Origin of the sequence: Paenarthrobacter sp. 22069 (assembly GCF_052046035.1) — a bacterium.
GTDB lineage: Bacteria > Actinomycetota > Actinomycetes > Actinomycetales > Micrococcaceae > Arthrobacter.
Genome location: NZ_JBQEQF010000016.1, coordinates 36,897 through 59,051, shown reverse-complemented (window position 1 = coordinate 59,051; position 22,155 = coordinate 36,897). Strand labels below are relative to the sequence as shown.

General features: G+C 67.5%; 22 protein-coding genes and 1 pseudogene. 6 read left to right on the top strand and 17 right to left on the bottom strand.

Features of this window, described 5'->3' with window-relative positions; translation table 11 throughout:
• Positions 1-86 precede the first annotated feature (86 nt).
• Both ACTJK0_RS14240 and ACTJK0_RS14235 read right to left on the bottom strand, forming a co-directional pair.
• Positions 87-233, bottom strand: coding sequence for an MFS transporter small subunit (locus tag ACTJK0_RS14240; protein WP_181422404.1), 147 nt, complete (start codon positions 231-233; stop codon positions 87-89).
• Positions 230-1,621, bottom strand: coding sequence for an OFA family MFS transporter (locus ACTJK0_RS14235; RefSeq protein WP_440745596.1), 1,392 nt, complete (start codon positions 1,619-1,621; stop codon positions 230-232). The genes ACTJK0_RS14240 and ACTJK0_RS14235 overlap by 4 nt, the downstream gene beginning before the upstream one ends.
• Positions 1,622-1,842: 221 nt before the next feature.
• Here ACTJK0_RS14235 and ACTJK0_RS14230 point away from each other — a divergent pair, with 221 nt between their 5' ends.
• Complete coding sequence (locus tag ACTJK0_RS14230) at positions 1,843-3,519, top strand: FAD-binding dehydrogenase (RefSeq protein ID WP_440745645.1); 1,677 nt, start codon at positions 1,843-1,845, stop codon at positions 3,517-3,519.
• A 53-nt stretch (positions 3,520-3,572) separates the two neighbouring features.
• Here ACTJK0_RS14230 and ACTJK0_RS14225 read toward each other — a convergent pair whose 3' ends face one another.
• The 3 genes from ACTJK0_RS14225 to ACTJK0_RS14215 are packed head-to-tail and all read right to left on the bottom strand — an operon-like array spanning position 3,573 to position 5,343.
• The gene (locus ACTJK0_RS14225; RefSeq protein WP_440745595.1) at positions 3,573-4,163 is read right to left on the bottom strand and encodes a DUF1254 domain-containing protein; all 591 of its coding nucleotides are present in this window, start codon (positions 4,161-4,163) and stop codon (positions 3,573-3,575) included.
• Positions 4,160-4,834, bottom strand: a complete 675-nt coding sequence (locus ACTJK0_RS14220; protein ID WP_440745594.1) for a DUF1214 domain-containing protein — start codon at positions 4,832-4,834, stop codon at positions 4,160-4,162. Before ACTJK0_RS14220 ends, ACTJK0_RS14225 begins: the two co-directional genes overlap by 4 nt.
• Positions 4,831-5,343, bottom strand: a complete 513-nt coding sequence (locus ACTJK0_RS14215) for a GNAT family N-acetyltransferase (protein ID WP_110542587.1) — start codon at positions 5,341-5,343, stop codon at positions 4,831-4,833. The genes ACTJK0_RS14220 and ACTJK0_RS14215 overlap by 4 nt, the downstream gene beginning before the upstream one ends.
• A gap of 106 nt (positions 5,344-5,449) precedes the next feature.
• Here ACTJK0_RS14215 and ACTJK0_RS14210 point away from each other — a divergent pair, with 106 nt between their 5' ends.
• Together ACTJK0_RS14210 and ACTJK0_RS14205 are read left to right on the top strand one after the other, a co-directional pair.
• Complete coding sequence (locus ACTJK0_RS14210; protein ID WP_110542586.1) at positions 5,450-6,340, top strand: potassium channel family protein; 891 nt, start codon at positions 5,450-5,452, stop codon at positions 6,338-6,340.
• A 38-nt stretch (positions 6,341-6,378) separates the two neighbouring features.
• A pseudogene (locus tag ACTJK0_RS14205) lies at positions 6,379-6,884 on the top strand (DinB family protein).
• A gap of 137 nt (positions 6,885-7,021) precedes the next feature.
• On the opposite strand, the gene ppsA reads toward ACTJK0_RS14205, so the two are convergent.
• The 3 genes from ppsA to ACTJK0_RS14190 form a co-directional block, all read right to left on the bottom strand.
• Entirely contained in the window at positions 7,022-9,454 is a 2,433-nt protein-coding gene (gene ppsA / locus ACTJK0_RS14200; RefSeq protein WP_440745593.1) for a phosphoenolpyruvate synthase, read from the bottom strand.
• A gap of 144 nt (positions 9,455-9,598) precedes the next feature.
• Entirely contained in the window at positions 9,599-10,417 is an 819-nt protein-coding gene (locus tag ACTJK0_RS14195; RefSeq protein WP_440745592.1) for a pyruvate, water dikinase regulatory protein, read from the bottom strand.
• 105 nt (positions 10,418-10,522) lie between these two features.
• Positions 10,523-11,332 carry a slipin family protein gene (locus tag ACTJK0_RS14190; RefSeq protein WP_440745591.1) on the bottom strand — a complete coding sequence of 270 codons (810 nt, stop codon included), beginning with the start codon at positions 11,330-11,332 and terminating at the stop codon, positions 10,523-10,525.
• Positions 11,333-11,562: 230 nt separating this feature from the next.
• Between ACTJK0_RS14190 and ACTJK0_RS14185 the strand changes: the two genes are divergently transcribed.
• The 3 genes from ACTJK0_RS14185 to ACTJK0_RS14175 are packed head-to-tail and all read left to right on the top strand — an operon-like array spanning position 11,563 to position 12,619.
• Positions 11,563-12,201 carry a hypothetical protein gene (locus ACTJK0_RS14185; RefSeq protein ID WP_440745590.1) on the top strand — a complete coding sequence of 213 codons (639 nt, stop codon included), beginning with the start codon at positions 11,563-11,565 and terminating at the stop codon, positions 12,199-12,201.
• Positions 12,194-12,352, top strand: coding sequence for a hypothetical protein (locus ACTJK0_RS14180; RefSeq protein WP_440745589.1), 159 nt, complete (start codon positions 12,194-12,196; stop codon positions 12,350-12,352). Before ACTJK0_RS14185 ends, ACTJK0_RS14180 begins: the two co-directional genes overlap by 8 nt.
• 39 nt (positions 12,353-12,391) lie before the next feature.
• Entirely contained in the window at positions 12,392-12,619 is a 228-nt protein-coding gene (locus tag ACTJK0_RS14175; protein WP_440745588.1) for a PLDc N-terminal domain-containing protein, read from the top strand.
• Here ACTJK0_RS14175 and ACTJK0_RS14170 read toward each other — a convergent pair.
• The 9 genes from ACTJK0_RS14170 to ACTJK0_RS14130 form a co-directional block, all read right to left on the bottom strand.
• Positions 12,616-12,876 (bottom strand): hypothetical protein, encoded by a 261-nt coding sequence (locus ACTJK0_RS14170; RefSeq protein WP_440745587.1) that lies wholly within the window; start codon positions 12,874-12,876, stop codon positions 12,616-12,618. The genes ACTJK0_RS14175 and ACTJK0_RS14170 overlap by 4 nt on opposite strands.
• Before the next feature lie 171 nt (positions 12,877-13,047).
• Complete coding sequence (locus ACTJK0_RS14165) at positions 13,048-14,133, bottom strand: DUF2891 family protein (protein ID WP_440745586.1); 1,086 nt, start codon at positions 14,131-14,133, stop codon at positions 13,048-13,050.
• Between the two features lie 22 nt (positions 14,134-14,155).
• Positions 14,156-15,127 (bottom strand): DUF979 domain-containing protein, encoded by a 972-nt coding sequence (locus ACTJK0_RS14160; RefSeq protein WP_110542579.1) that lies wholly within the window; start codon positions 15,125-15,127, stop codon positions 14,156-14,158.
• On the bottom strand, positions 15,124-15,837 hold the full coding sequence (locus ACTJK0_RS14155; protein WP_110542578.1) for a DUF969 domain-containing protein: 714 nt from the start codon (positions 15,835-15,837) through the stop codon (positions 15,124-15,126). Before ACTJK0_RS14155 ends, ACTJK0_RS14160 begins: the two co-directional genes overlap by 4 nt.
• 296 nt (positions 15,838-16,133) lie before the next feature.
• A complete protein-coding gene (locus ACTJK0_RS14150; RefSeq protein WP_440745585.1) occupies positions 16,134-16,811 on the bottom strand; it encodes a GntR family transcriptional regulator in 678 nt (225 codons plus the stop codon).
• 39 nt (positions 16,812-16,850) lie between these two features.
• On the bottom strand, positions 16,851-18,599 hold the full coding sequence (locus tag ACTJK0_RS14145; protein WP_440745584.1) for an acetyl/propionyl/methylcrotonyl-CoA carboxylase subunit alpha: 1,749 nt from the start codon (positions 18,597-18,599) through the stop codon (positions 16,851-16,853).
• Complete coding sequence (locus tag ACTJK0_RS14140; protein ID WP_440745583.1) at positions 18,592-20,295, bottom strand: 5-oxoprolinase/urea amidolyase family protein; 1,704 nt, start codon at positions 20,293-20,295, stop codon at positions 18,592-18,594. Before ACTJK0_RS14140 ends, ACTJK0_RS14145 begins: the two co-directional genes overlap by 8 nt.
• A gap of 2 nt (positions 20,296-20,297) precedes the next feature.
• Entirely contained in the window at positions 20,298-21,056 is a 759-nt protein-coding gene (locus ACTJK0_RS14135) for a LamB/YcsF family protein (protein ID WP_440745582.1), read from the bottom strand.
• A gap of 112 nt (positions 21,057-21,168) precedes the next feature.
• A complete protein-coding gene (locus ACTJK0_RS14130; RefSeq protein WP_440745581.1) occupies positions 21,169-22,020 on the bottom strand; it encodes a phosphotransferase in 852 nt (283 codons plus the stop codon).
• Between the last annotated feature and the right edge of the window lie 135 nt (positions 22,021-22,155).

Here is a 22,155-nt window from a genome sequence, read left to right as displayed (position 1 = left end):
CGGCGGAAACCCAACGGTTCCGTGGGCGTCCGCGCCTGAAAACTGGGCCAGTGTGACACCAAGGGCCGGCTCAGGAACTGAAGAACTCAGCCGAACAGTGCGGCCACCTGGGTCAGTGTCTGGAAGACCCCGAAGGCCAAGGGGATCCCCACCAAAACCCAGGCCAGGACCAGCCTGCCCGTGGACTTGTGAACCGGTTCGTGTGCGCCGTGGGTGTGTGCAGTGCTGCTCATTTCAGGCCTCCCTGGGAAGTCTCGTGCCGCTCGGGGCGGGGTTCATGGAACCGGTCGTCAACGGGTTTGACCAGCAGGTTGGATACGAAACCGATCACCAGCAGGGCCACCATGGTCAGCAGCGCGGGCTGGTAGGACACGGCATTGAGCTGGCCCGGCTTGCCCTGTGCGTCCAGGATGCTGTTGACGATCAGCGGCCCGGCCACCCCGGCCGCGGACCAGGCGGTGAGCAGCCGGCCGTGGATGGCGCCCACCTGGTACGTCCCGAAAAGGTCCCTCAGGTAGGCCGGGACGGTGGCAAACCCGCCTCCGTAGAACGAGATGATGATGAAGGCGAGCACCACGTAGAGGGCAGTGGCGGTGGAACCGGCGAACGCCAGCACCGTGTACAGCACGGCGCCCACGCCCAGGTACATCATGTAGATGCGCTTGCGGCCCGTGACATCGGAGGTGGCAGACCAGGCGAACCGGCCGGACATGTTGCCAATGGACAGCAGCCCCACGAAACCCGCTGCGACGCTGGCAGTGACCAAAGACTTCCCGTCGGACTGCCGGAAGAAGTCCTGGATCATGGGCGCCGCCTGTTCCAGGATGCCGATGCCCGCGGTGACGTTGCAGAACAGCGCCACCCACACCAGCCAGAACTGGCGGGTCTTGATGGCGTTCTTCGCCGAGACGTTTTCCGTGGTCACCAGCTTGGCCGCCTTGACCTTGGCGGGGTCGAAGCCTGCGGGACGCCACCCCTCGGCCGGCACCCGCACGGTGAAGGCGCCGAACAGCATGTAGGCGAGGTAGACGGCGGCGAGGGTCAGGAAGAGCCTGCCCACCGCGTCGCCGCTGGCAACCCAGCCCGGCGAGCCGGAATTGGGGTCGTACGCCTTGAGCAGGGCCTGGGACACGGGGCTGGCGATCAGCGCACCGCCGCCAAAGCCCATGATGGCCATGCCGGTGGCCAGGCCCGGCCGGTCCGGGAACCACTTGATCAGCGTGGACACCGGCGAGATGTAGCCGATGCCCAGGCCGATCCCGCCCACCACGCCGTAGCCCAGGTACACGAGCCAAAGCTGGCGCGTGAAGATGCCGAGCGAGCCGATCAGGAAGCCGCCCGCCCAGAAGATGGCGGAGGTGAACATCGCCTTGCGCGGTCCGTTGGTGTCCACCCAGGTGCCCATGACCGCCGCGGAAAGGCCCAGCATCACGATGGCGATGGAGAAGATCACGCCGATCTCGGTCAGGCTGGCGCCGAAGTGCTTGACCAGTGCTGTCTTGTAGACGCTGGTGGCATAGGCCTGGCCGATACACAGATGGACGGCGAGCGCTGCCGGCGGGACCAGCCAGCGGTTGAAGCCCGGCGGGGCAACGGAGTGGTCACGGTCCAGGAAGCCCATGATTGATTCCCCTTGCTTGTCGAAGACGTCGATGTCTGATCGATCCAGAGGCGAAAGGCCCTACCCCCGTCAGGTCTGATGCCTCAGGCAATCATCGGCCAAATCATCAGTAAACATACTAATCCTGCGCCGAGCGGCGGGAAATGCTCGGCAAACGGTAGCTGTGTACGGCCACTGCTGTACGTTGGAGCTACTTGTCAGTAGGTGGAAGCAGGGACCGGATGGACGCGGACGTCATCATCATCGGCGGCGGGCTGGCCGGGCTGGTGGCCGGCAATGAGCTGGTCCGGGCCGGCAAGCGGGTGGCCATTGTGGAGCAGGAGAACCCTGCCAACCTGGGCGGTCAGGCGTTCTGGTCGCTGGGCGGCCTCTTCCTGGTGGACACTCCGATGCAGCGCCGCCTGGGCGTGAAGGACTCCTTCGAGCTGGCCTGGCAGGACTGGCAGGGGTCGGCGCAGTGGGACCGTTTGTCCGGTCCGCTTCCCGAGGACGAGTGGGCGCAGCGGTGGGGCAGGGCGTTCGTGGAGTTCGCCGCCGGCGAGAAACGCGCCTGGCTGCACGAGCAGGGCATCCGCTTCACGCCCCTGGTGGGCTGGGCCGAACGCGGCGACGGCAGGGCCGGCGGCCATGGCAACTCCGTCCCCCGCTTCCACGTGCCCTGGGGCACCGGCACCGGGGTGTCGGAACCGTTCGCCGCCAAGGCCCGGGCGGCCGCTTCGGCGGGCGGCGTCCGGTTCTTCTTCCGGCACCGGGTGGACGGTTTAACGTACGACGGCGGCACGGTCACCGGGGTCCGCGGCGCCGTGCTGGTGCCTGATGATGCCCCGCGCGGCGTGTCCTCCAACCGGGACGTCGTCCGGGAGTTCGAGCTGCGGGCGCAGGCCGTGGTGATCGCGTCCGGCGGCATCGGCGGCAACCACGCCCTGGTGCGGAAATGGTGGCCCGACCGGCTGGGGACGCCGCCGCGGAAGATGGTCACCGGGGTTCCGCAGCATGTGGACGGGCGGATGCTGGACATCGCGGACGCGTCCGGGGTGCGGCTGGTGAACCGGGACCGCATGTGGCACTACACCGAAGGGATCCAGAACTGGAACCCCATCTGGCCGGACCATGCCATCCGGATCCTCCCCGGGCCCTCGTCACTGTGGTTCGACGCCCTGGGCCGGCGGCTCCCCTCCCCCGGCCTGCCCGGCTACGACACCCTGGGCACCCTGCGCCTGCTGCGGACCACGCCTGGCCTCGGGCAGTACGACCATTCCTGGTTCATCCTCAACCAGCGCATCATCGAAAAGGAACTCGCCCTCTCCGGCTCGGAGCAGAACCCGGACATCACCAACCGGGACCTGAAGCTGCTGCTTAAGACCCGGCTGGGCCGCGGCGCGTCCGGACCCATCGAGGCGTTCAAGGAACACGGCGCGGACTTCGTGGTGGCGGACACCCTGGAGGAGCTGGTGCGCGGGATGAACGGGCTGACGGACCAGCCGCTGCTGGACCAGGCACTGCTCCGGCGCCAGATCGAGGAGCGCGACGCGGAGGTCCGGAACCCCTATTCCAAGGACGCCCAGGTCGCGGGCATCCGCAACAGCCGCAGGTATCTGGGAGACAGGCTCTTCCGGACCGTGAAGCCGCACCGGATCCTGGACCCCAAGGCCGGGCCGCTGATCGCCGTCCGGCTGCACATTGTCACGCGGAAGTCGCTGGGCGGGATCCAGACCAACCTGGATGGGCAGGCCCTCGGGCAGGACGGCGCCCCCATTCCCGGGCTCTACGCCGCGGGCGAGGCTGCGGGCTTTGGCGGCGGCGGCGCCCACGGGTACAACGCGCTGGAAGGCACGTTCCTTGGGGGCTGCCTCTTCACTGGCCTCACCGTGGGCCGGACCCTGGCCGCCGCACTGTAAACCGAGGCCGCACTCGGGCCCGGGGGCAACCGGGCCGGCCGCCGCCGTCGTGCTTACTCCCCTGCCTGGCGTTGCCGTGCCGGCGCCAGGCTCATCTGCGTGGAAAGCCCGTGCGCGGTTGCCAGGTCGGCGTCGTCGTAGACCAGCACCCTGCCGATCAGGAGCACCGAACGCCGTGGCGACGGAATGTGCCCCGTCCCGGCGGGGACGGTGCCTGACCACCCAGGCCCGGTGATGAGGAAATTGCCCGCCCCGGTACCTGTGGTGCGCTTCCCCACGTAGGCGAAATTGGTGTTGTCCGCCGGGTTGGTGAACTGGACGCTGTAGTAGCGGCCCGCCATGTCCGGGACGTGGAGGACCAGCGCGCCTTTCGAGAGGTCCAGCCAGGCGAGGGTCAGGAGGGTGTCCCGGTTGACGCCGGCCGAGGCAAGCTTTGAGCCGCCTGCGGGCACCTTAAGGGGGTCAGCGAAGAGGGCCTGCGACTGGGTGTAAAGCGTGTTGGCGGGGATGGGTCCCTCGCCGAACCCCTTGACCAGGATGGCGCGCTTGAACACGGAGAGGAGCATGCGGGGCCAAAAATAGATCGCAGCGAACCAGGTGGCGGCCATGACCGCGCCGAAGATCAGGAGGTGCTCCGGCCTCATGGCTTCGCGCCTCCCGCCCTGGCCACGGCCGGCACCACGTAGTTTCCGCCCAGGATCGCCGGGCCCGGCTGGTAGACGCGCAGCCACAAAATGAACTTCCCGGACGGCGCGGGAAGCCAGTTGCTTTCCCGGTCCGGCGGAGGGGCGGCCTGGATGGAGATGTCGACCGAGCCATCAGGGTTGGGGACGAGCCCGGACCGGTCGCCCACGCTGTACCTCCGGATGGGATTGGGGACGAAGCGGTTCCGCGCGTCCCCCATGGTCAGCGACCAAAAGGCGTCGTTTGGCGGCAGGCCGCCGGCAGGGAACCGGAGGACGTAGCGGTGCCGGCCGTCCAGCGGGGCGCCTGCTCCATCCGAGTTGGTCCACCAGTACACCGCTTCCTCTGCCGTGTTGACGGGGCCGGGGAACAGCTGCGCGCAGGCCGCCCGCATCAGCATGCCGTTGCCCGGATTGCCCAAGCGTGGCATGGTGGTCCACCCATTGGCCCTGACGGCCGTGATCCTCGCGTAGGCCTGGGCTGTGACGAAGGCCAGACCGAAGCCGATCAGGAAGCCCTGCAGCACATCGCTGCGGACAGTGCGCGTCAGCGGAAGGAAGAGCATGGCGAGGATGAACGCGACGCAGACGGTGCCCACCAGGGCCGCAAAGTACGTGTAGGTCCTGCTCATCTTTGGATTCCTGCTTCATCCCGCCGGACCAGCCGGAACTCGGGCAGTTCCTCCCACTCCGGCGGGAGGGTGTTGCGCTTGCCGTCGGGCCGGAATCCCTGCTTGAGGTAGAACGCGAGCGCCCGGGGGTTGTTCTCCACCACCCAGAGGTAGGAGGGACCGGAGCCGACGGCGGCACGCACCAGGGCCGCCCCCAGCCCGGTCCCGTACGTCCGGCGGAGGGTGTAGATCGAGTACAGTTCGACCGGTTCAGGGGCGTCGTCCTCCCGGCCAGGGCCTGCGTCCGCGTAGCCCGCCAGTTGCCCCTTGGCGTCGAAGGCAAGGATCCGCGGATCGTCGGTGGCCAGGAAGGCACGGCGGCGTTCCACCCGTTCCGGGATGGTTGCCCTGCGCCGCTGGAAGAACTCCGGCGAGAGCAGGTGCCGGTAGCACTCCTCGTGCGCCAGGGTCTGCATCAGCACCACTGCCTCGGCGTCCTCCGGGGTGGCCTGGCGAAGTGTAAAGTCCATGGCGCCAGCCTAACCAGTCGCACCGGGCACCAAGCTGGCCGCCGTCGTCGTACCCCTTGCAGTGTCCGCCACGGCGGCGGGCGATCCTGCGCACTTAAGATGAGGCATGGACTTCGAGAGCGTGCTCCTGACCGTGGCCGGCGCGGCGCTGATTCTGCTGATGGTTGCCGACGTCTTCCACACGCTCCTGTACCCGCACGGTTCGGGTCCGGTGGGCCGGACCATCATGCGCGGGGTCTGGCTGGCATCCCGGAAGCTCCGGGGCGGCGTCTCCACCGTTGCTGCACCGCTGGCCATGGCCGCCGTTATCGCCGCATGGGCCGCCTTGGCCGCCGTGGGCTGGGCGCTTCTGTACCTCCCGCACCTTCCGGACGGGTTCTCCTACTCGGCCAACGTGCCCCGGCAGGCCGATTTCGCCGAGGCCCTGTATATCTCGCTGGTGGCCCTTTCCACCGCAGGGTTCGGCGAGATCGTGGCAACGCATCCGCTGCTGCGGCTGGTGATGGCGTTCCAGGCCGTGGCCGGTTTCGGCCTGCTCAGCGCCACGGTCTCGTGGATCCTGCAGACCTACCCCGCGCTGAGCCGGCGGCGCGCCCTTGCCCATCAACTCAACCTCTTCCGCGATGCGGCCGGCCCGTCCGGCGTCGCTTCGCTTGAGGCCCGGCACGCGGCGGCGCTGCTGGAATCGATGGCCGGAAACGTGGCCTCCGTGAGCATCGACCTGCTGTCCTTCCACGAGACCTACTATTTCCATGACGTGGAGCAGCGCGGGTCCCTTCCGGCAACCATCGCCTATGCGCACCGCCTGGCCTCCGATGCCCAGGACAGCGACAACCCCGAGCTTCGGTTCGCCGGCCGGATGCTCTACGCGGCGCTTGAGGACCTGGCCGGGGTACTGCGGGGGAAGTTCGGCCACGTGGGAGACACGTCATCCGATGTGTTCGACCACTACGAGCTGCACCACCGGCACCGGCGCCCGCCCGAGCCGCGGCAGTAGCCGCAGTGCATGGGAGCCCGGCTTGCTAGGGTCTGCGTATGGCTTCCCACTTCCACTCCATGGACGACGTCATCGGCGAACCCGAACGCATCCAGTTCGAGTTCTTTATCGACCAGCACCGGGAAATGCTCAACGAGTGCCTGGCCGGGCTCACCGAGGAGCAGGCCCGCCGCCGTCTGGTCCCGTCCCGCACCACCCTGCTGGGATTGGTGAAGCATGCCACCTTCGTGGAGAGGGTCTGGTTTGACGAAGCCATCACCGGCCGGCCGCGCAGCGAGATCGGCATCCCGGCCACCCCCGACGAATCGTTCATCCTGGCCGACGGCGACACCATCGCTTCCGTCCGGGCGGCCCACCGGGAGGCCTGCACAGCATCCCGGGCAGCGGCGGCGGCCCTGGGTCTGGAGGACGTGGTCACCGGCAACCGACGGGGGCCGCTCCCGCTCCGCTGGGTCTACCTCCACATGCTGCGGGAACTGGCACAGCACTGCGGCACGCGGACATCCTGCGCGAACAGATCCTGGCAGCCGGGAACCCCGGCTGAGGCGCCGCCGGGAAAGTGACCGGCTACCTCCGCCGGCGCCCCACTTAATGCGACGGGCAGGCTTTCCACGCGAAGGGGCGGTTCCGGCACGGCCGGTGGGCCATGCAGAAACCGCCCCTTCAACTGAGGGCTGCAGGTCAGGCCGCGCCGACGGCGGCAGCGGGCGCGCCGGCGGCGGCACCTGCCGATGCATCCTCTGCTGCCCCGGCGAGCCGGAGCCAGGTGTCCACCACGGTGTCCGGGTTCAGGGAGACGGAATTGACGCCTTCCTGCACCAGCCATTCGGCGAAGTCGGGGTGGTCGCTGGGGCCTTGGCCGCAGATGCCCACGTACTTTTCGCGGGCCCGGCACGCCTTGATGGCCATGCTGAGCAGCTTCTTCACGGCCGCGTCCCGCTCGTCGAAGCTGTTGGCCACGATCGCTGAGTCACGGTCCAGGCCCAGGGTCAGCTGCGTCATGTCGTTGGAGCCGATGGAGAACCCGTCGAAGTACTCCAGGAACTCGTCGGCGAGCAGCGCGTTGGACGGCAGTTCGCACATCATGATCACCTCGAGCCCGTTCTCGCCGCGGCGCAGGCCGTTCTCGGCGAGCAGTTCGATGACGCCCCGCGCCTCGTCCAGGGTCCGCACGAACGGGATCATCAGCTTGACGTTGGTCAGGCCCATCTCGTTGCGCACGAAGGACAATGCCTCGCACTCCAGGTCGAAGCAGTCCCGGAAGGACGGCTCCAAGTAGCGGGACGCACCGCGGAAGCCGATCATGGGGTTTTCTTCGTGCGGCTCGTACGCCGGGCCGCCGACCAGGTTGGCGTATTCGTTGGACTTGAAGTCGGACATGCGGACGATCACCGGCTCCGGCGCAAAGGCGGCCGCGATGGTGGCCACGCCCTCGGCCAGGCGCTTGATGTAGTAGTCGCGCGGGCTGTCGTAGGCGCTGATGCGCTCCCGGATCTCCGCGGCCACGTCCTCCGGCTGGCTGTCCAGGTTGAGCAGGGCCTTGGGGTGGATGCCGATCTGGCGGTTGATGATGAATTCGAGCCGGGCCAGGCCCACGCCGTGGTTGGGCAGCTGCGCGAACGTGAAGGCCTGCTCCGGCGTGCCCACGTTCATCATCACCTTTACCGGCGCCTCCGGCAGGTTGGTGATGCCGGTTTCCTCGACGCTGAAGTCCAGCAGCCCCTCGTAGATGGCCCCGGTCTCGCCGTCGGCGCAGGAGACGGTGACTTCCTGGCCGTCGGAGAGGGCGTCGGTGGCGTTCCCGGTCCCGACGACGGCGGGGATCCCCAGTTCGCGGGCGATGATGGCCGCGTGGCACGTCCGTCCGCCGCGGTTGGTGACGATGGCGGAGGCGCGCTTCATGATCGGTTCCCAGTCGGGGTCGGTCATGTCCGCCACCAGGACGTCGCCGGTCTGGAAGGAAGCCATCTGGTCAATGGCGGTCAGGATCCGGACCTTGCCGGCCCCGATCCGCTGGCCGATGGCGCGGCCTTCCACCAGCACCGGGCCGGTGCCATTGAGGCGGAACCGGGTCATGCTGCCGGGTGCCCGGCGGGACTGCACGGTTTCCGGGCGGGCCTGCAGGATGTACAGTCCGCCGTCGATGCCGTCCTTGCCCCACTCAATGTCCATCGGGCGGCCGTAATGCTTCTCAATGGCGACGGCGTGACGGGCAAGCTGCTCCACGTCGTCGTCCGTCAGGCTGAAGCGTGCGCGCAGGGAATCCTCCACCGGCACGAAGTCGATGGTGCGGCCGATCTCGCTGTTGGTGGTGTAGGTCATCTGCAGCGCCTTCTCACCGAGGCCGCGCTTGAGGATCGCGGGACGGCCGGCGGCCAGGGCGGGCTTGTAGACATAGAACTCGTCCGGGTTCACGGCGCCCTGCACCACGGCTTCGCCCAGCCCGTAGGAGGAGGTGACGAAGACGGCGTCCTGGAAGCCGGACTCGGTGTCCATGGTGAACATGACGCCGGAAGCGCCGACGTCGGAACGCACCATGCGCTGGATGCCCGCCGAGAGTGCCACCTCGGCGTGCTCGAACTTGTGGTGCACGCGGTAGGCGATGGCGCGGTCGTTGTAGAGCGAGGCGAAGACGTCCTTGATGGCCTGGAGGATGTTTTCGATCCCGCGGACGTTCAGGAAGGTTTCCTGCTGCCCGGCGAAGGAGGCATCGGGAAGGTCCTCGGCGGTGGCGCTGGAGCGGACGGCCCAGGACAGATCCGCGGAGCCCTCGTGCTTGTCCACCAGCTGCTGGTACGCCTCGCGCACCTGCGCCTCGAAGTCCGGCAGGAAGGGTGTATCGCGGACCAGGGCCCGGATTTCCTGGCCGGCGGAGGCCAGGGCAGTCACGTCATCGGTGTCCAGCCCCACCAGCCGGTCGGCGATTTTCTGGTCCAGGCCAGAGTCGGCCAGGAACCTGCGGTAGGCGTCCGCGGTGGTGGCGAAGCCGTCCGGGACCTGCACGCCGGCGGAGGTGAGGTTCTGCACCATCTCGCCCAGGGAGGCATTCTTGCCACCCACCTTGTCCAGGTCCTTGAGTCCAAGTTCAGAGAACCACAGAACGTCTGTCGTCATAGTTACTGCTCCTTTGCAGAGGGTGGCGTAGGCATTGCCGGCCGCGCACGGTAGTGCCAGCCGGAAGAAAGATCCTGCTAACAGTTTCAGGTCTTCAGCGGACTTTCCACATGATGTGCGCCATGCCACATTTATGAAAGTCCGCTAGTGCTTAAGGTTCATCCGCTGCAGGATGGTGGCCGCCATTTCCTCCACGGAGACGGTGGCCGAGTTCAGGTACGGGATCCGGTGCGAGACATACAGCTGCTCGGCGCTGCGCAGCTCAAAACCGCACTGCCGCAGCGACGCGTAGGGCGAGCTGGGCCGCCGTTCGGTGCGGATCTGGCTCAGGCGCAGCGGGTTGGAGGACAGGCCGAAACACTTCGACACGAAAGGCCGCAGCGGCTTGGGCAGCCCGTCCCGCTGGAAGTCCTCATCCACCAGCGGGAAGTTCGCCGCGAAGATTCCGTGCTGCAGCGCCAGGTACATGGTGGTGGGCGTCTTGCCGCACCGGGACGGGGCCACCAGGATCACCTGGGCCTTTTCCAGCGCACGCAGGCTCTGTCCGTCGTCGTGCTCCATCGCATACTCCACCGCCGCCATCCTGGACTGGTAGCGCGCGGCGTTTCCCAGCCCGTGCGCCCTGCCCGGTTCGCCGCTGGCGGGCGTGCCCAGCGCGTCTTCAAGGACACCCACGTGGGTGCCGATCAGGTCCACGATGACGCCCTTGCAACCCGCCAGGATCTGCCGGATCTCGCTGCTGACGGCGGTGGAGAATACCAGCGGCTGGGGCCCGGTGGCGGCCAGGCCGTCGATGGTGCGCACCACGGACCGCGCCTGTTCGGCCGTGGTGATAAACGGGATGGTGACACGGTCAAAGTTGGCCACCGGGAACTGGGTCAGCAACGTATTGCCCAGCGTTTCCGCGGTGATGCCGGTACTGTCCGAGAGAAAGTAGACAGGCCGTAGAGCAGCAGTGGTCATGGCATCGACTTTAGTGCCCGCCGGAGTTATGCACCGAAACGCCGGAACATGCTGTAAGCAGCCGGGATGCTCCACCTGCGCGCGGGTGCGGTGCGGTAGTTGGCGTCAGGCCGCTTTGACCGGTGACTTCCCGCCCGCGGACGCGGCTTGGTTTTCGCGGGCCAGGAATGCGGAAAGTTCGCCGATGGTGCTCATGAGCGGGGCGGGGAAGACGACGGTGGTGTTCTTGTCCACGCCGATTTCCACCAGGGACTGCAGGTTGCGGAGCTGCAGCGCCAGCGGGTGGGCCATCATCGTGTCGGAGGCGTCACCGAGGGCAGCTGCCGCGATGGCTTCGCCTTCGGCGGCGATGATCTTCGCCCTCTTCTCACGTTCGGCTTCGGCCTGGCGGGCCATGGCGCGCTTCATGCTGTCCGGCAGCTGGATGTCCTTCAGCTCCACCAGGGTGACCTCCACACCCCATTCGACGGTGAGTACGTCGAGGATTTCGCGGATGTCGCCGTTGATCCTTTCGGTCTCGGACAGGGTCTGGTCCAGCGTGTGGCGGCCGACGACCTTCCGCAGGGTGGTCTGGGCGATCTGGTCGATGGCGGCGGCCACGTTTTCGATCGCGATGACTGACTTCACGGCGTCCACCACCCGGTAGTAGGCCACCGCCGAGACATCGACGCTGACATTGTCCTGCGTGATGATGCCTTGGGACTGGATGGGCATGGTGACGATACGCAGGCTGACCAGCGGCAGCCGGTCGATGACGGGGATAATCAGCCGCAGCCCGGGATCCCTGACGCCAACAACCCTGCCAAGCCGGAACAGCACGCCCTTCTCGTATTGGCGCACGATCCGGATGGACATCCTCGCAACGACGATCAGCAGGACCACAAGGACGATGACAACGATGGTGGTGGGGTCCATCAGGATCCCCTCCTATGAGTGGCGGGACGTGCCGTCGCCGGGCCGGCGCCGTGGCAGGTGTCCTGCCTCCATTGTCCCACCAAAAGGCGGAGGGGACCCTGGGCCCTTCGCCCCCGCGGGAAACAACCAAGCCAGGGCTAGACTGGCCGGGTAAGGACGGATTGGGGGATCCATGGCGGCACTGCCGCAGTTCCGCTGGTCGGTCGCAGCCAGCGGATCCAAGGACCACCATGACCTTCTTCCAGGACTTCCCTGTCCCTCCCCTGCCGCCGCGGCCCCGGTCCCAAAGACACGTCCCGCCGCCATGGGCCGCCGCCCCGGCCTACGAACTCCCGGCCGTGGTCCAGATCGGCACGTTTCTGTCCCGGACCCCGGAAATTGTGGTGGCAGTCAAAAGTGCAGATGTGTACTCCACCGGCTGCGTGTTCGGCGTGTCGTGGCTCATCCGCCGCGGCAGCCAGTCCGACGAGGACTGGGCCGATCTGCAGCACTTGTTCTTCCAGCCGGGCAGGGGCATCCGCCGCGGCACCGGAAGGCAGACCGGCCTGATGTTCGGTGTCCAGTTCCCTGACGGGTCCAAGGCAAGCACCGGCGCCCTGGGACCCCAGGTCTTCATGGACCGGGAACAGCAACCCGAGCCTCCCACCCTTGCGCTCAACAACAGCGGAGGCGGCGGCGGCGAGGACGAGCTCGCAGGCACCGGCACGCTCTGGCTGTGGCCACTTCCCCCGGCCGGAGACCTGCGCCTGGTGGCCCAATGGACCGACTTCGGCCTGGCGGAAACCTCCATCATGCTCGACGGCGGCAGGTTGCGTGACGCTTCATCAGACGCCCAGCAGTACTGGCCGGCGGAGGACAAGCATGGGTGACGTCACCGGGCTGGTCCTTCTTGCCCTTTTCGGCGGGGTCTTCTTCTACATCCTGTACGGCGTCATCCGCGCGGGCGTCCGCGACGGGATCCTTCAGGCCGACGAGCGGCGTGCCCGCCGCTCCGGGGAGTATAACCATCACCTGCAGTAGGCCCCCGCCAGCTTCCGGGAACCGGAGCATACTGGTCCTATGAACGAGACAGGTGCCGCGCAGTGGCTCCCTTGGCTGGTCCTCATCCCCTGCCTGGCCATTTGGGGCTACAGCCTGGTGGACTTCAGCCAGACGGACGAACGGGACATGCGCACCTTCAGCAGAGACATCTGGCTGGTGTTCCTCGTCTTCGGAAGCGTGGTGGGCGGAGTCGCGTGGCTCGTGGCCGGGCGTCCCCGCCCGCCCCGGGTTCATCGTAGAACCTAAACCGCGGTGACGATGCTGCCGTAGCCCTGCAGGAACATGCGGCGGCCCTGGCCGTCGTCCGTCCACACCCAGATGACGGAGTAATCGGATGTCACGGCATCCACCACGCCGGTGCCGGTCACGGTTCCCTCGGCGAAGCGGACACGGTCCCCGACGGCCAGCCGTGGATGCCTGGTCCGTTTCCTCCTGGGCTTGAGTGTGGCGGTTTCCCCGGCCATCGTCGGGTCTGAAAGGCATGTGCTGACGTGCTGGCGCATCGGCTTCCTCGGGCTCGCGGGCGGACGGTCAGCTCATTACAACCCTGCCCGCTGCTCCCAGGTCACGCGCTGCGGCGTGGTGGGTAAAGACTAACGCGGCGGTACCCCAAGGGCACCACCGCGTTGGTCCAAACCGAGTGTGACTGGTTGATACCGCCAAATGCTGCGGGCTCAGTCCAGCGCCGCGACGGATCCCAGTGCGTCCCAGGCGAAGCTGGCCAGCCAGTGCGTGGACATGAAGTCGCCGCTCTCCAGTCCGCGGAGCCCGGCCTTCAGCAGCGGGTCCAGTGCCTCATCGAGCACGGCTGCCGCGGCGGACGCCTCAGCGCTGCCGGACCCGCGGAGGGTCGCGATGATCCGGGCCACCTGCCCGGCACGGGTCAGGTTCAGCCCGTGCAGGTGCACCAGGTAGCCGTCCGTCTCATCCGTCACGCTCACCGGCTGCAGGATCCGCGACCCGGCGGAAAGCCCCGGCAGGAACCCGGCGAACCAGTCCGCAAACTCGTCGGCCGCCAGGACACGGCGCATCAGGTCGGCCTCGCTCAGGCCCGCGGAGAGGAAGTCCTGGCCGCTGAGTTCCCAGTCACCCGGCCAGCCCCGGTCATTCGCGAACCAGGTGCGGGCCGCTTCCTCGCACGCTGCGGCGGCATCAGCCCGGCCCAGCGAGCGGAAGGCATCCAGCATGTAGCCCACGCCGAACGCGGCGTTGGTGTGCAGCCCGTGCCGCACCGGGTACTGGGCCTTGGCCATCCAAGCGGTACTGAGGCCGGCCACGGCGTCCACCAGGGGGTCCAGGGCGGCGCCCCATTCACGGATCTGCGCATCGGCGGAGCCAGCACACATGGCGGCCAGCCGCATCAGCCATGCCCAGCCATACGGGCGCTCCCAGGACGGGTTGGCCACCAGGTAGTCCCGTTCCACCGCCAGCTTGGCCGGTGTGAGGTTGGCGCCCAGTGCTTCCCGCAGCGAGGCCGCCGTGGAGCTGTCCACCCAAGCCGCCGCACCGCCGTCGGACGCTCCTTCCGGGGCAGCCGCAGCAGAAGGCGAGCCCAGCAGGCTGGCCCCCAACCAGTGCATGTGCACGCAGGAATGCCAGTCGAAGGAGGTATAGAACGCGGGGTGGATCTCTTCCGGGATGGGCCGGTCCCCGGCGGAAACCTGCGTGTGGTGGGCCGAGTGCGGGAAGGGCTCGGAAAGGTTGCCCAGCACTACGGCCGCGTAGTCCGGGGCCGCCTGTGCGCGGAGGTCGTTGTCCATGGTGCTCCTTTGCAGCGAAGGGTTAGTGGAAGGCCAGGAAGTACATCAGTGCGATGTTGACCGCCAGCAGCGGAATGGCCGTGCCAACCTGCGCCGTGATGACGCCGTACTTGTTCTTCATTTCCAGCAGCGCGGACGGCACCAGGTTGAAGTTGGCGGCCATGGGCGTGCAGAGGGTGCCGCAGAAACCGGCGAGCATGCCGATGGCGAAGACGATGGCAGGGTCGCCGTGGAAGGTCTGCACCAGCACGGGCCAGCCGATGGCCGCGGTCATGATCGGGAAGGCCGCGAAGCCGTTGCCCATCAGCACGGTGAACAGGAACATGCCCACGCAGTACACGATCACGCCGGCGATCAGCGAGCCCTTGGGCAGCAGGCCGGAGGCCAGGGTGCCCACGGCGGTGCCCACGCCGGCCTTGGTGAAGAGGATGCCCAGCGTGGTGAGCATCTGCGGCAGCAGCGCGGCCCAGCCGATGGACTCGAGGATCCGGCGGCTTTCGAAGATGGGCGTAGCCGGGTTCTTGGGCTTGAGGAGGATGAGTGCGACGACGACGGCGACCACGGCGCCGATGGCCAGGGCTACCAGCGTGGTGTTCTTGGGGTCGAGCAGCGGGGTGCCGCCGATGGACAGGACGGGTGCGGCCAGCACGAGGATGACGGTGACCAGGGGCAGCGTCAGGGCCGGAATGAAGAGCTTGTTGCCGAAGCGCTTGGCGAAGGCCTCCCGCTCGTGGACCGTGGAGGTGCGGTGCTTGCCATGGCCCAGCAGGCCGGTGGAGGCCAGCACCACCAGGACCAGGACGGCGATGCCCAGGATCCAGCCGGGTGCGGTTCCTGCCTGGACCCAGGTGCTGTAGAAGAAGCACAGGCCCAGCAGGCCCCAGAAGGCCGAGCTGCCCCAGCGGCGGGGGTGGTGGGTGTCTGCGGCAATGAGTGATGCCCAGGCGATGAACAGAATGCCGATCAGCCAGTAGACGGCTTCAACGTTGATCATTTGGCTTCTCCTGCAGCTTCCTTCGGGGCGGTAAGCTCGTATTCGCGGTATTCCTTGTCCAGTTGCTTGTCCAGGCGCAGGAGCCGGAAGCCGTGGATGAGGAAGGCTGCGATGGCGGTGGGGATGGCCCAGAGGGCCAGCTGGAGCGGTTCCAGGTGCAGGTGGTACGTGGTGTCCACGAACGTGGTGATCAGCAGGATGGAACCAACGGCCACGAAGACGTCTTCGCCGAAGAACACGCCCACGTTGTCCGCTCCGGCGGAGTGCCCTTTGATTTTCTCGCTGATCTTTTCCGGCACATGGCCGTAGCGGCGCAGCGCGGCGCCCTCGGCCATGGGGAACACCAGCGGGCGGACGGTCTGGGCGTGGCCGCCGATGCTGTTCAGGCCTACGGCGGCCGTGATCTGGCGGACGGCCAGGTAACCGATCAGGACCCGGCCAGCCGTGAGCTTGGCGAGCCGGCCGATGAGGACCTTGGCCTGCTCCTGCAGCCCGAAGAACTCGATGATGCCCACGACGGGCAGCACCGCCACGAAGATGGTGACGGAGCGGCTGTTGGCGAAGCCGGTGCCGAACGAGTCCAGGATCTGTGCGGGGTTCATTCCGCCCAGCAGTGCGGTGACGATGCCGGCGACGGTGACGACAATCAGGGGGTTCAGGCGGATGGCGAAGCCAACGATCACCAGCAGCACCCCGATGAGTACAAGCATGATTATCCCTTCCCAGGGGACCCGTGACGGGTCTGCGAAAGTGGGGGCCGGCGCGTCCAGGGGTTGGTCAAGTTGGGGGTGACGGCGCCGAGGGGCGGGAGCCCCTGTCACGTTGGGGTGCAGTGAGCTGCAGAACAACGGTGTGATCTAAAGCATAGCTTTTTGTTCAACAATCCTGCAACCCCTTTTTCGCCGGCTGCCCAACTGGGTAGCGCCAAGCACATTTTTGAGGGATCAAAAAGGCACTTGGCGCTACGTAGTTGGGGGCGGGGCAGGGTTCTTGTTGCTGCGCGGCGTCAGCGGCCGACGGCGTCGAGCAGCTGGGCCTCCGCGCGGTCCAGGTAGGCGGCCAGGAAGTCCGCTGCCGCGGCCAGTTCACCGGCTTCAAGGAGTTCCACGATTTTCGCGTTGTCCTCCACGTACGGCTCGTGGAAAGCGGGGTTGGCGGCCATGGAGTGGAACACCAGCCGCATCTCGGCCAGTACCTGGTCCATCAGGCTGTTGAGCCGTTCGCTGCCGGCCCGGTCAACGATGGCGCGGTGGAAGTTCTGGTTGGCGCCGGCCATGCCGGGGATGTCTCCCTCCGCGGCGGCGGCCCTGGCGGCTTTGATGATTCCCGTAAGGAGCTCGGGCGAGGCGTCGCGGGACCAGAGCACCGCGGCGGGTTCAAGGAACCGCCGGACACGGTAGATCTCGCGGATATCGTCCGCGGTGGGGTGCGCAACGAACACGCCGCGGTTGGGGATCCGGGTGACGATATGTTCAGCATGGAGCGCGGTAAAGGCCTCCCGGAGTGTGTTCCGCGACACGCCAAGGGCCTCGCGGAGGGCTTCCTCCGCGAGCTTGGACCCGGGCTTCAGCTGGCCCGCGGCGATCCGGCTGCGCAGCTGGGCGGCCACCCACAAACCGGTTTCGGCGTGCTTGGTGGTTCTGGCTTGGGCCTGGAGATCGGCCAGCACCTCGTCAAACGTCATGGCACCACGATATCCGCCCCGCCGGCCCCGGTTTCCCGGTTACCCGATGGTGGCCAGCACCTGTCCGGGCGCGACGGCGTCTCCCGCCGCGGCGAGCTGCTCTCCCAGGGTGCCGGTGCGGTGGGCGGCGACGGCGGTTTCCATCTTCATGGCTTCGAGGACCAGTACCGTCTCCCCCTCCTCCACGCTTGCCCCGGGCTCTGCCAGCCACTTCACCACGGTGCCTGCCATGGTGGCCAGCAGGTCGGCGTCGTTCTTCTCCTGCGGGGTCTCCCCGCTGGTGTCCGGGCGTTCGGCACTCCGCCGGCCCCCGCCGTCGAGCAGGGAATCCAGCAGTGCCTTGGGCAGTCCCAGTTCCATCCGCTTGCCGTCCACCTCGATGCCGATGGTCCGGCGTGGTTCCTCCGGCGCGGCGGGGCTGAAGGCCGGGTCCGCGTCGAGGGCGGTGGTGAATTCGCTCTCAATCCATGTGGTGTAGGTGTCCAGCCGGTCCGCGCGCGTGAAGTCCGGCGCCTCGACCACTGCCCGGTGGAACGGCAGCACGGTGGCCAGTCCGCCGATCCGGAGTTCCTGCAGGGCGCGGCGGGCGCGCCGGAGGGCCTGCTGGCGGTCCGCGCCGGTGACCACCAGTTTGGCCAGCAGCGAATCGAACTGCCCGGGCACCATAGAGCCGGCACGGACTCCCGTATCCAGCCGGATCCCGGGACCTGTGGGCACCTCGAAAGATTCCACGGTGCCGGGCGACGGCAGGAACCCGCGGCCCGGATCCTCGGCGTTGATGCGGAACTCGAAGGCGTGGCCGCGCGGCTCCGGGTCCTCCAGGACGGGGAGCTTCTCCCCCGCTGCGATGGCCAGCTGGGCGGCCACCAGATCCACGCCGGAGGTCTCCTCCGTAATGGGGTGCTCCACCTGCAGGCGGGTGTTGACCTCCAGGAAGCTGAGGAAACCGGAGCCGTCCAGCAGGTACTCCACGGTGCCGGCGCCGACATATCCGGCCTCCCGGCAGATGGCCTTCGCCGAGGCATGGATGGCGGCCCGCTGTTCCGGCGTGAGGAACGGCGCGGGGGCTTCCTCCACGAGTTTCTGGTGGCGGCGCTGCAGCGAGCAGTCGCGTGTGCCCACCACCACCACGTTGCCGTGCGTGTCCGCGATGACCTGGGCCTCCACGTGACGGGGCCGGTCCAGGAATTTCTCCACGTAACATTCGCTGCGGCCAAAGGCTGCAAGGGACTCGCGGACCGCTGAGTCGAAGCTTTCCTCGATATCGGCCAGGTTCCGGACCACTTTGAGGCCGCGTCCGCCGCCGCCGAAGGCAGCCTTGATGGCCACGGGGAGGCCCACCTGCCCGGCGAAGGCGCGGACTTCGTCGGCGCTCTCCACCGGCCCGTCACTGCCGGGTGCCAGCGGGGCGCCGGCCCGGACAGCCACCTCGCGGGCGCTGACCTTGTCGCCCAGCAGGCGGATGGTTTCCGGGGACGGGCCGATCCATGTCAGGCCGGCGTCCAGCACAGCCTGGGCGAAGCCTGCGTTCTCGGACAGGAAGCCGTAGCCGGGGTGTACGGCGTCGGCGCCGCTTTTGGCCGCGATGGCCAGGATCTTGTCAATGTCCAGGTAGGTTTCCTGGGGCCTGGACCCGGCCAGCGAATACGCCTCCGTGGCTGCTGAGACGTGCAGCGCGTCGGCGTCGGGGTCGGCGTAGACGGCCACGCTTTCCAGGCCTGCGTCGTCGCACGCACGGGCGATCCGTACGGCAATCTCGCCGCGGTTGGCTATGAGGACTTTACGCATGGGGACTTTCCTTAGCTGTTTCGGGCAGTTCTGCCGGGGGCGCTGCAGCGGCGAACCGCACAGCGGCGCCGGGGGGAAGTTGGGCCGCCTTGTCCAGGTCCGCGTGGACGACGACGGCGATCACCGGGTATCCGCCCGTCACCGGGTGGTCGGAGAGGAAGAGGACGGGCTGGCCTTCCGGCGGCACCTGGATGGCGCCCCGGACTGTTCCTTCGCTGGCCAGTTCGCCGTCCCGGCTGCGGGCAAGGGCGTGGCCGTTGAGCCTCAGCCCGATCCGGTTGGACTGCGGCGTGACGGTCCAGTCCTGCTCCAGGAAGTCCTGCAGGGTCTGGCTACTGAACCAGTCCTGCCGGGGTCCGGGCACCACGCGGAGCACGGTTGCCCCCGCCTGGTCCGGGAGGGGTGACGTCTCGGGATGGCCCACGATGCTGCCCTGCTTCGGGGCCAGCACGGGCAGGACGGTTCCGGCCTGGAGCGGTTCGGGGCCTATTCCTGACATGCTGTCCGTGGACCGGCTCCCAAGCGCTTCGGGTCCGCCGATCCCGCCGCGGACGCCGACATAGGAGCGAAGGCCTGCCGTGGGGTTTCCCACCGTGAGCCTCTCCCCTTCCAGCAGGGCGAAGGGTACGCCGCACTCAGGGTGCCGTACCGCCGTCGTACCTTTTGCTGCGTCTTGCGCCGGCGTGACCTCCAGTGGGACGTCTGCGCCGGTGACGGCCAGGACCTGGTCCGTGAGGGCCTCTAGTTCCAGGCCGCCAAAGAGGAGTTCGATGCCGGCCGCGTCCTCGGCGTTGCCCACCAGGCGGTTGGCGCGGCGGAGGGCTGCCCGGTCCATGGCGCCGGCACTGCTGACGCCGAGGGAGGCGTATCCCGGGCGGCCCAGGTCCTGGATGGTGGACTGCAGCCCCGGTTTGCGGACCGTGATCCCTGCGGTGACGTGGTCCGTTGCCGCGGACCCTGAAGCATCCGTCCCGGATTCGGCTGCAGACTCTTGGATCGCAGGCTGTCCGGTCCCCGGCTGTCCGGTCAGGGTCGCCTGTGCCCGGACGGGATTGAAGCGGACCGTGTCGCCGGGGCGGACGAGGGCAGGGTTTTCGCGGTTAAGGTCCCACATGGCGGCTTCGGTCCGGCCGATGAGTTGCCAGCCGCCGGGCGACTGCCTTGGGTAGACCGCCGAGTACGCTCCGCCCAGGGCCACCGCACCGGCGGGCACCGCCGTCCTCGGTGAGTGGCGCCGCGGCACCTCCAGGCTGGGATTTTCACCCGTGAGGTAGGCGAAGCCGGGTGCGAAGCCGGCAAAGGCTGCGGTCCAAAGCTGGCCCGTGTGGGCGGCGATGACTCCCTGATGGTCCAGCCCGGTGAGCTTCGCGACCTCGTCCAGGTCCTCGCCGTCGTACACCACGTCGATGGTGACCAACGTGCTCTCTTTGTCCGCCGGCGCTCCCAGGTCGAGGCTGCGGACGTGTGCGGCAAGGGCCCGTACCGCGTGGGGCGAATCAGCCGTGATGAGGACGGTCCGGGCTGCTGCAATCACGTCGATCTGCCCCGGCTGGGGATGTGCGGTGAGTTGCGCCTGGAGGCTGAGGACGGAGTCCAGGGTGGGGAGCTCCACCAGGATCGCGCAGTCTCCGGCGGCCCGGATGCCGGTCAGTTCGGCGTGTGGCGGCTTCTTTGCCTGCTGCTGTGTGGCGGCCATGGCTAGGCGAAGCTTTGGATCTGGATGCCGGCGTCCAACAGCGCGGCGCGGACGGCGGCCGCCATGGCAACTGCACCCGGCGTGTCACCGTGCAGGCAGATGCTCTCGGCCTTGACCGGCACCAGGGAGCCGTCGATGGCGCGGACCACGCCGTCCCCGGCCAGGCGCAGGACGTGCTCGACGACGTCCTCCACCTTGTGCAGCACGGCACCGGGCTCGCGGCGGGATACCAGGGTGCCGTCGGGGTTGTAGGCACGGTCGGCGAACGCTTCGGCGACGGTCCGCAGCCCGGCGGCGTCGGCCTGGCGCTGAATCTCCGAGTTGGGGAGGACCATGAGGGGCAGGCTGGGGTCGACGGCCAGGATGGCGGCGACGACGGCGCCGGCCTGCTGGGGGTGGTTGACGATGGTGTTGTAGAGGGCGCCGTGCGGCTTAACGTAGCGCACGGCCGTCCCAGCGGCGAGGGCCACGGCCTGGACCGCGCCGATTTGGTAGACGACATCTGCGGTGAGTTCCGCCGGGGTCATGTCCACGAAGCGGCGGCCAAAGCCGGCGAGGTCGCGGTAACCGGGGTGTGCGCCCACGGTGACGCCGGCCTTTACGGCGGCCTGGCACGTGGCCATGATGCCCACGGGGTCGCCCGCGTGGAAGCCACAGGCTACGTTGGCGCTGGAAACACTCTCGAAAATGGCGGCGTCGTCGCCGAAGGACCAGTTCCCAAAGGACTCGCCGACGTCGCTGTTCAGGTCGATGCTGGGCATTGTGATCTCCGTCTCGGATTGCTGTTCATTCAAGAATGCCCTAAAAACTCAGATTGTTCAACAATCCTAAGTCCCCTATTTCTCCCAGCCCACGACGCGACAAGGACGTCCCTTAGAAATCTTCCAGCGTTTCTGCGAGCATCCGATGGCCTTGTTTTTCGAATGCCTCGTCGCCAACCTGGTAAGCCCAGGCAGCCGTGGACACCGCTTCGCGCAGCAGCATCACCCTCCATTCCGTGGTTCGCCTGGGATCTGAACCGTATCCCTCAAAAAAGGCCGACTCCAACTGGGGGGCTGTACGCCACTGTTGTACGGCCAGCCGACATAAATCACTGGCAGCCGGCCGTAAAGCGTACCGGCCAAAATCGATGACCTTCAGCTCAGACCCGTCGACAAGCCAGTTCCGCGGCTGCCAGTCACCGTGCGTCGGGACGACAATGACCGGCTCCGGCTTGTAGTCGCGAAGTAGGACCTTGGCCCTTCGCGCGGCGGAATCGTCGATGCGGTGGGGTCCTTCGAGCCAGGCGAGTGCTTTCGCGGTGGCTGCTGACTCATACCCGGGGTCGCAGTAAAAGGTCTGTTCATGGAAGGCACGAAGGAGAGACCCGGCCTGAACGTATGTCCCGGTCGCGTATTCCGACTCATGGCCTTCTACGAGGCACCCCTCCAGATACTCTGCTATCAGGACGTTTGCAGTGGTGTCAGAGTGAACGAGCTTCGGTGCACGGTTTCGGTAGACCAGGACAGCCGTAGCCAACTGGTGGGCTTCAATTTCACGCAGTATGTGGTGGTTGGACGATCGCCCCGCTTTGACGATGTACCTGTGCCCTTGATGGTCAACTTCAAGTACCACGGTATCTGAGAGCTGCCAGGAACAATCGTTCACCAGACGGGCACCGGGAAGCCACGTTTCAACGAGCTCGGCCTGTTTCAGGCTGAGCCGGTTCCGATGCCAGAAGTCCATTCCGGCAGCATAACCGCTCGATTGGTGTGTTAAATGTGGGAGGCCCCAACCATGGTGGTTGGGGCCTCGACCTAATGTGTGTCCGGCGGTGACCTACTCTCCCACACCCTCCCGGGTGCAGTACCATCGGCGCTG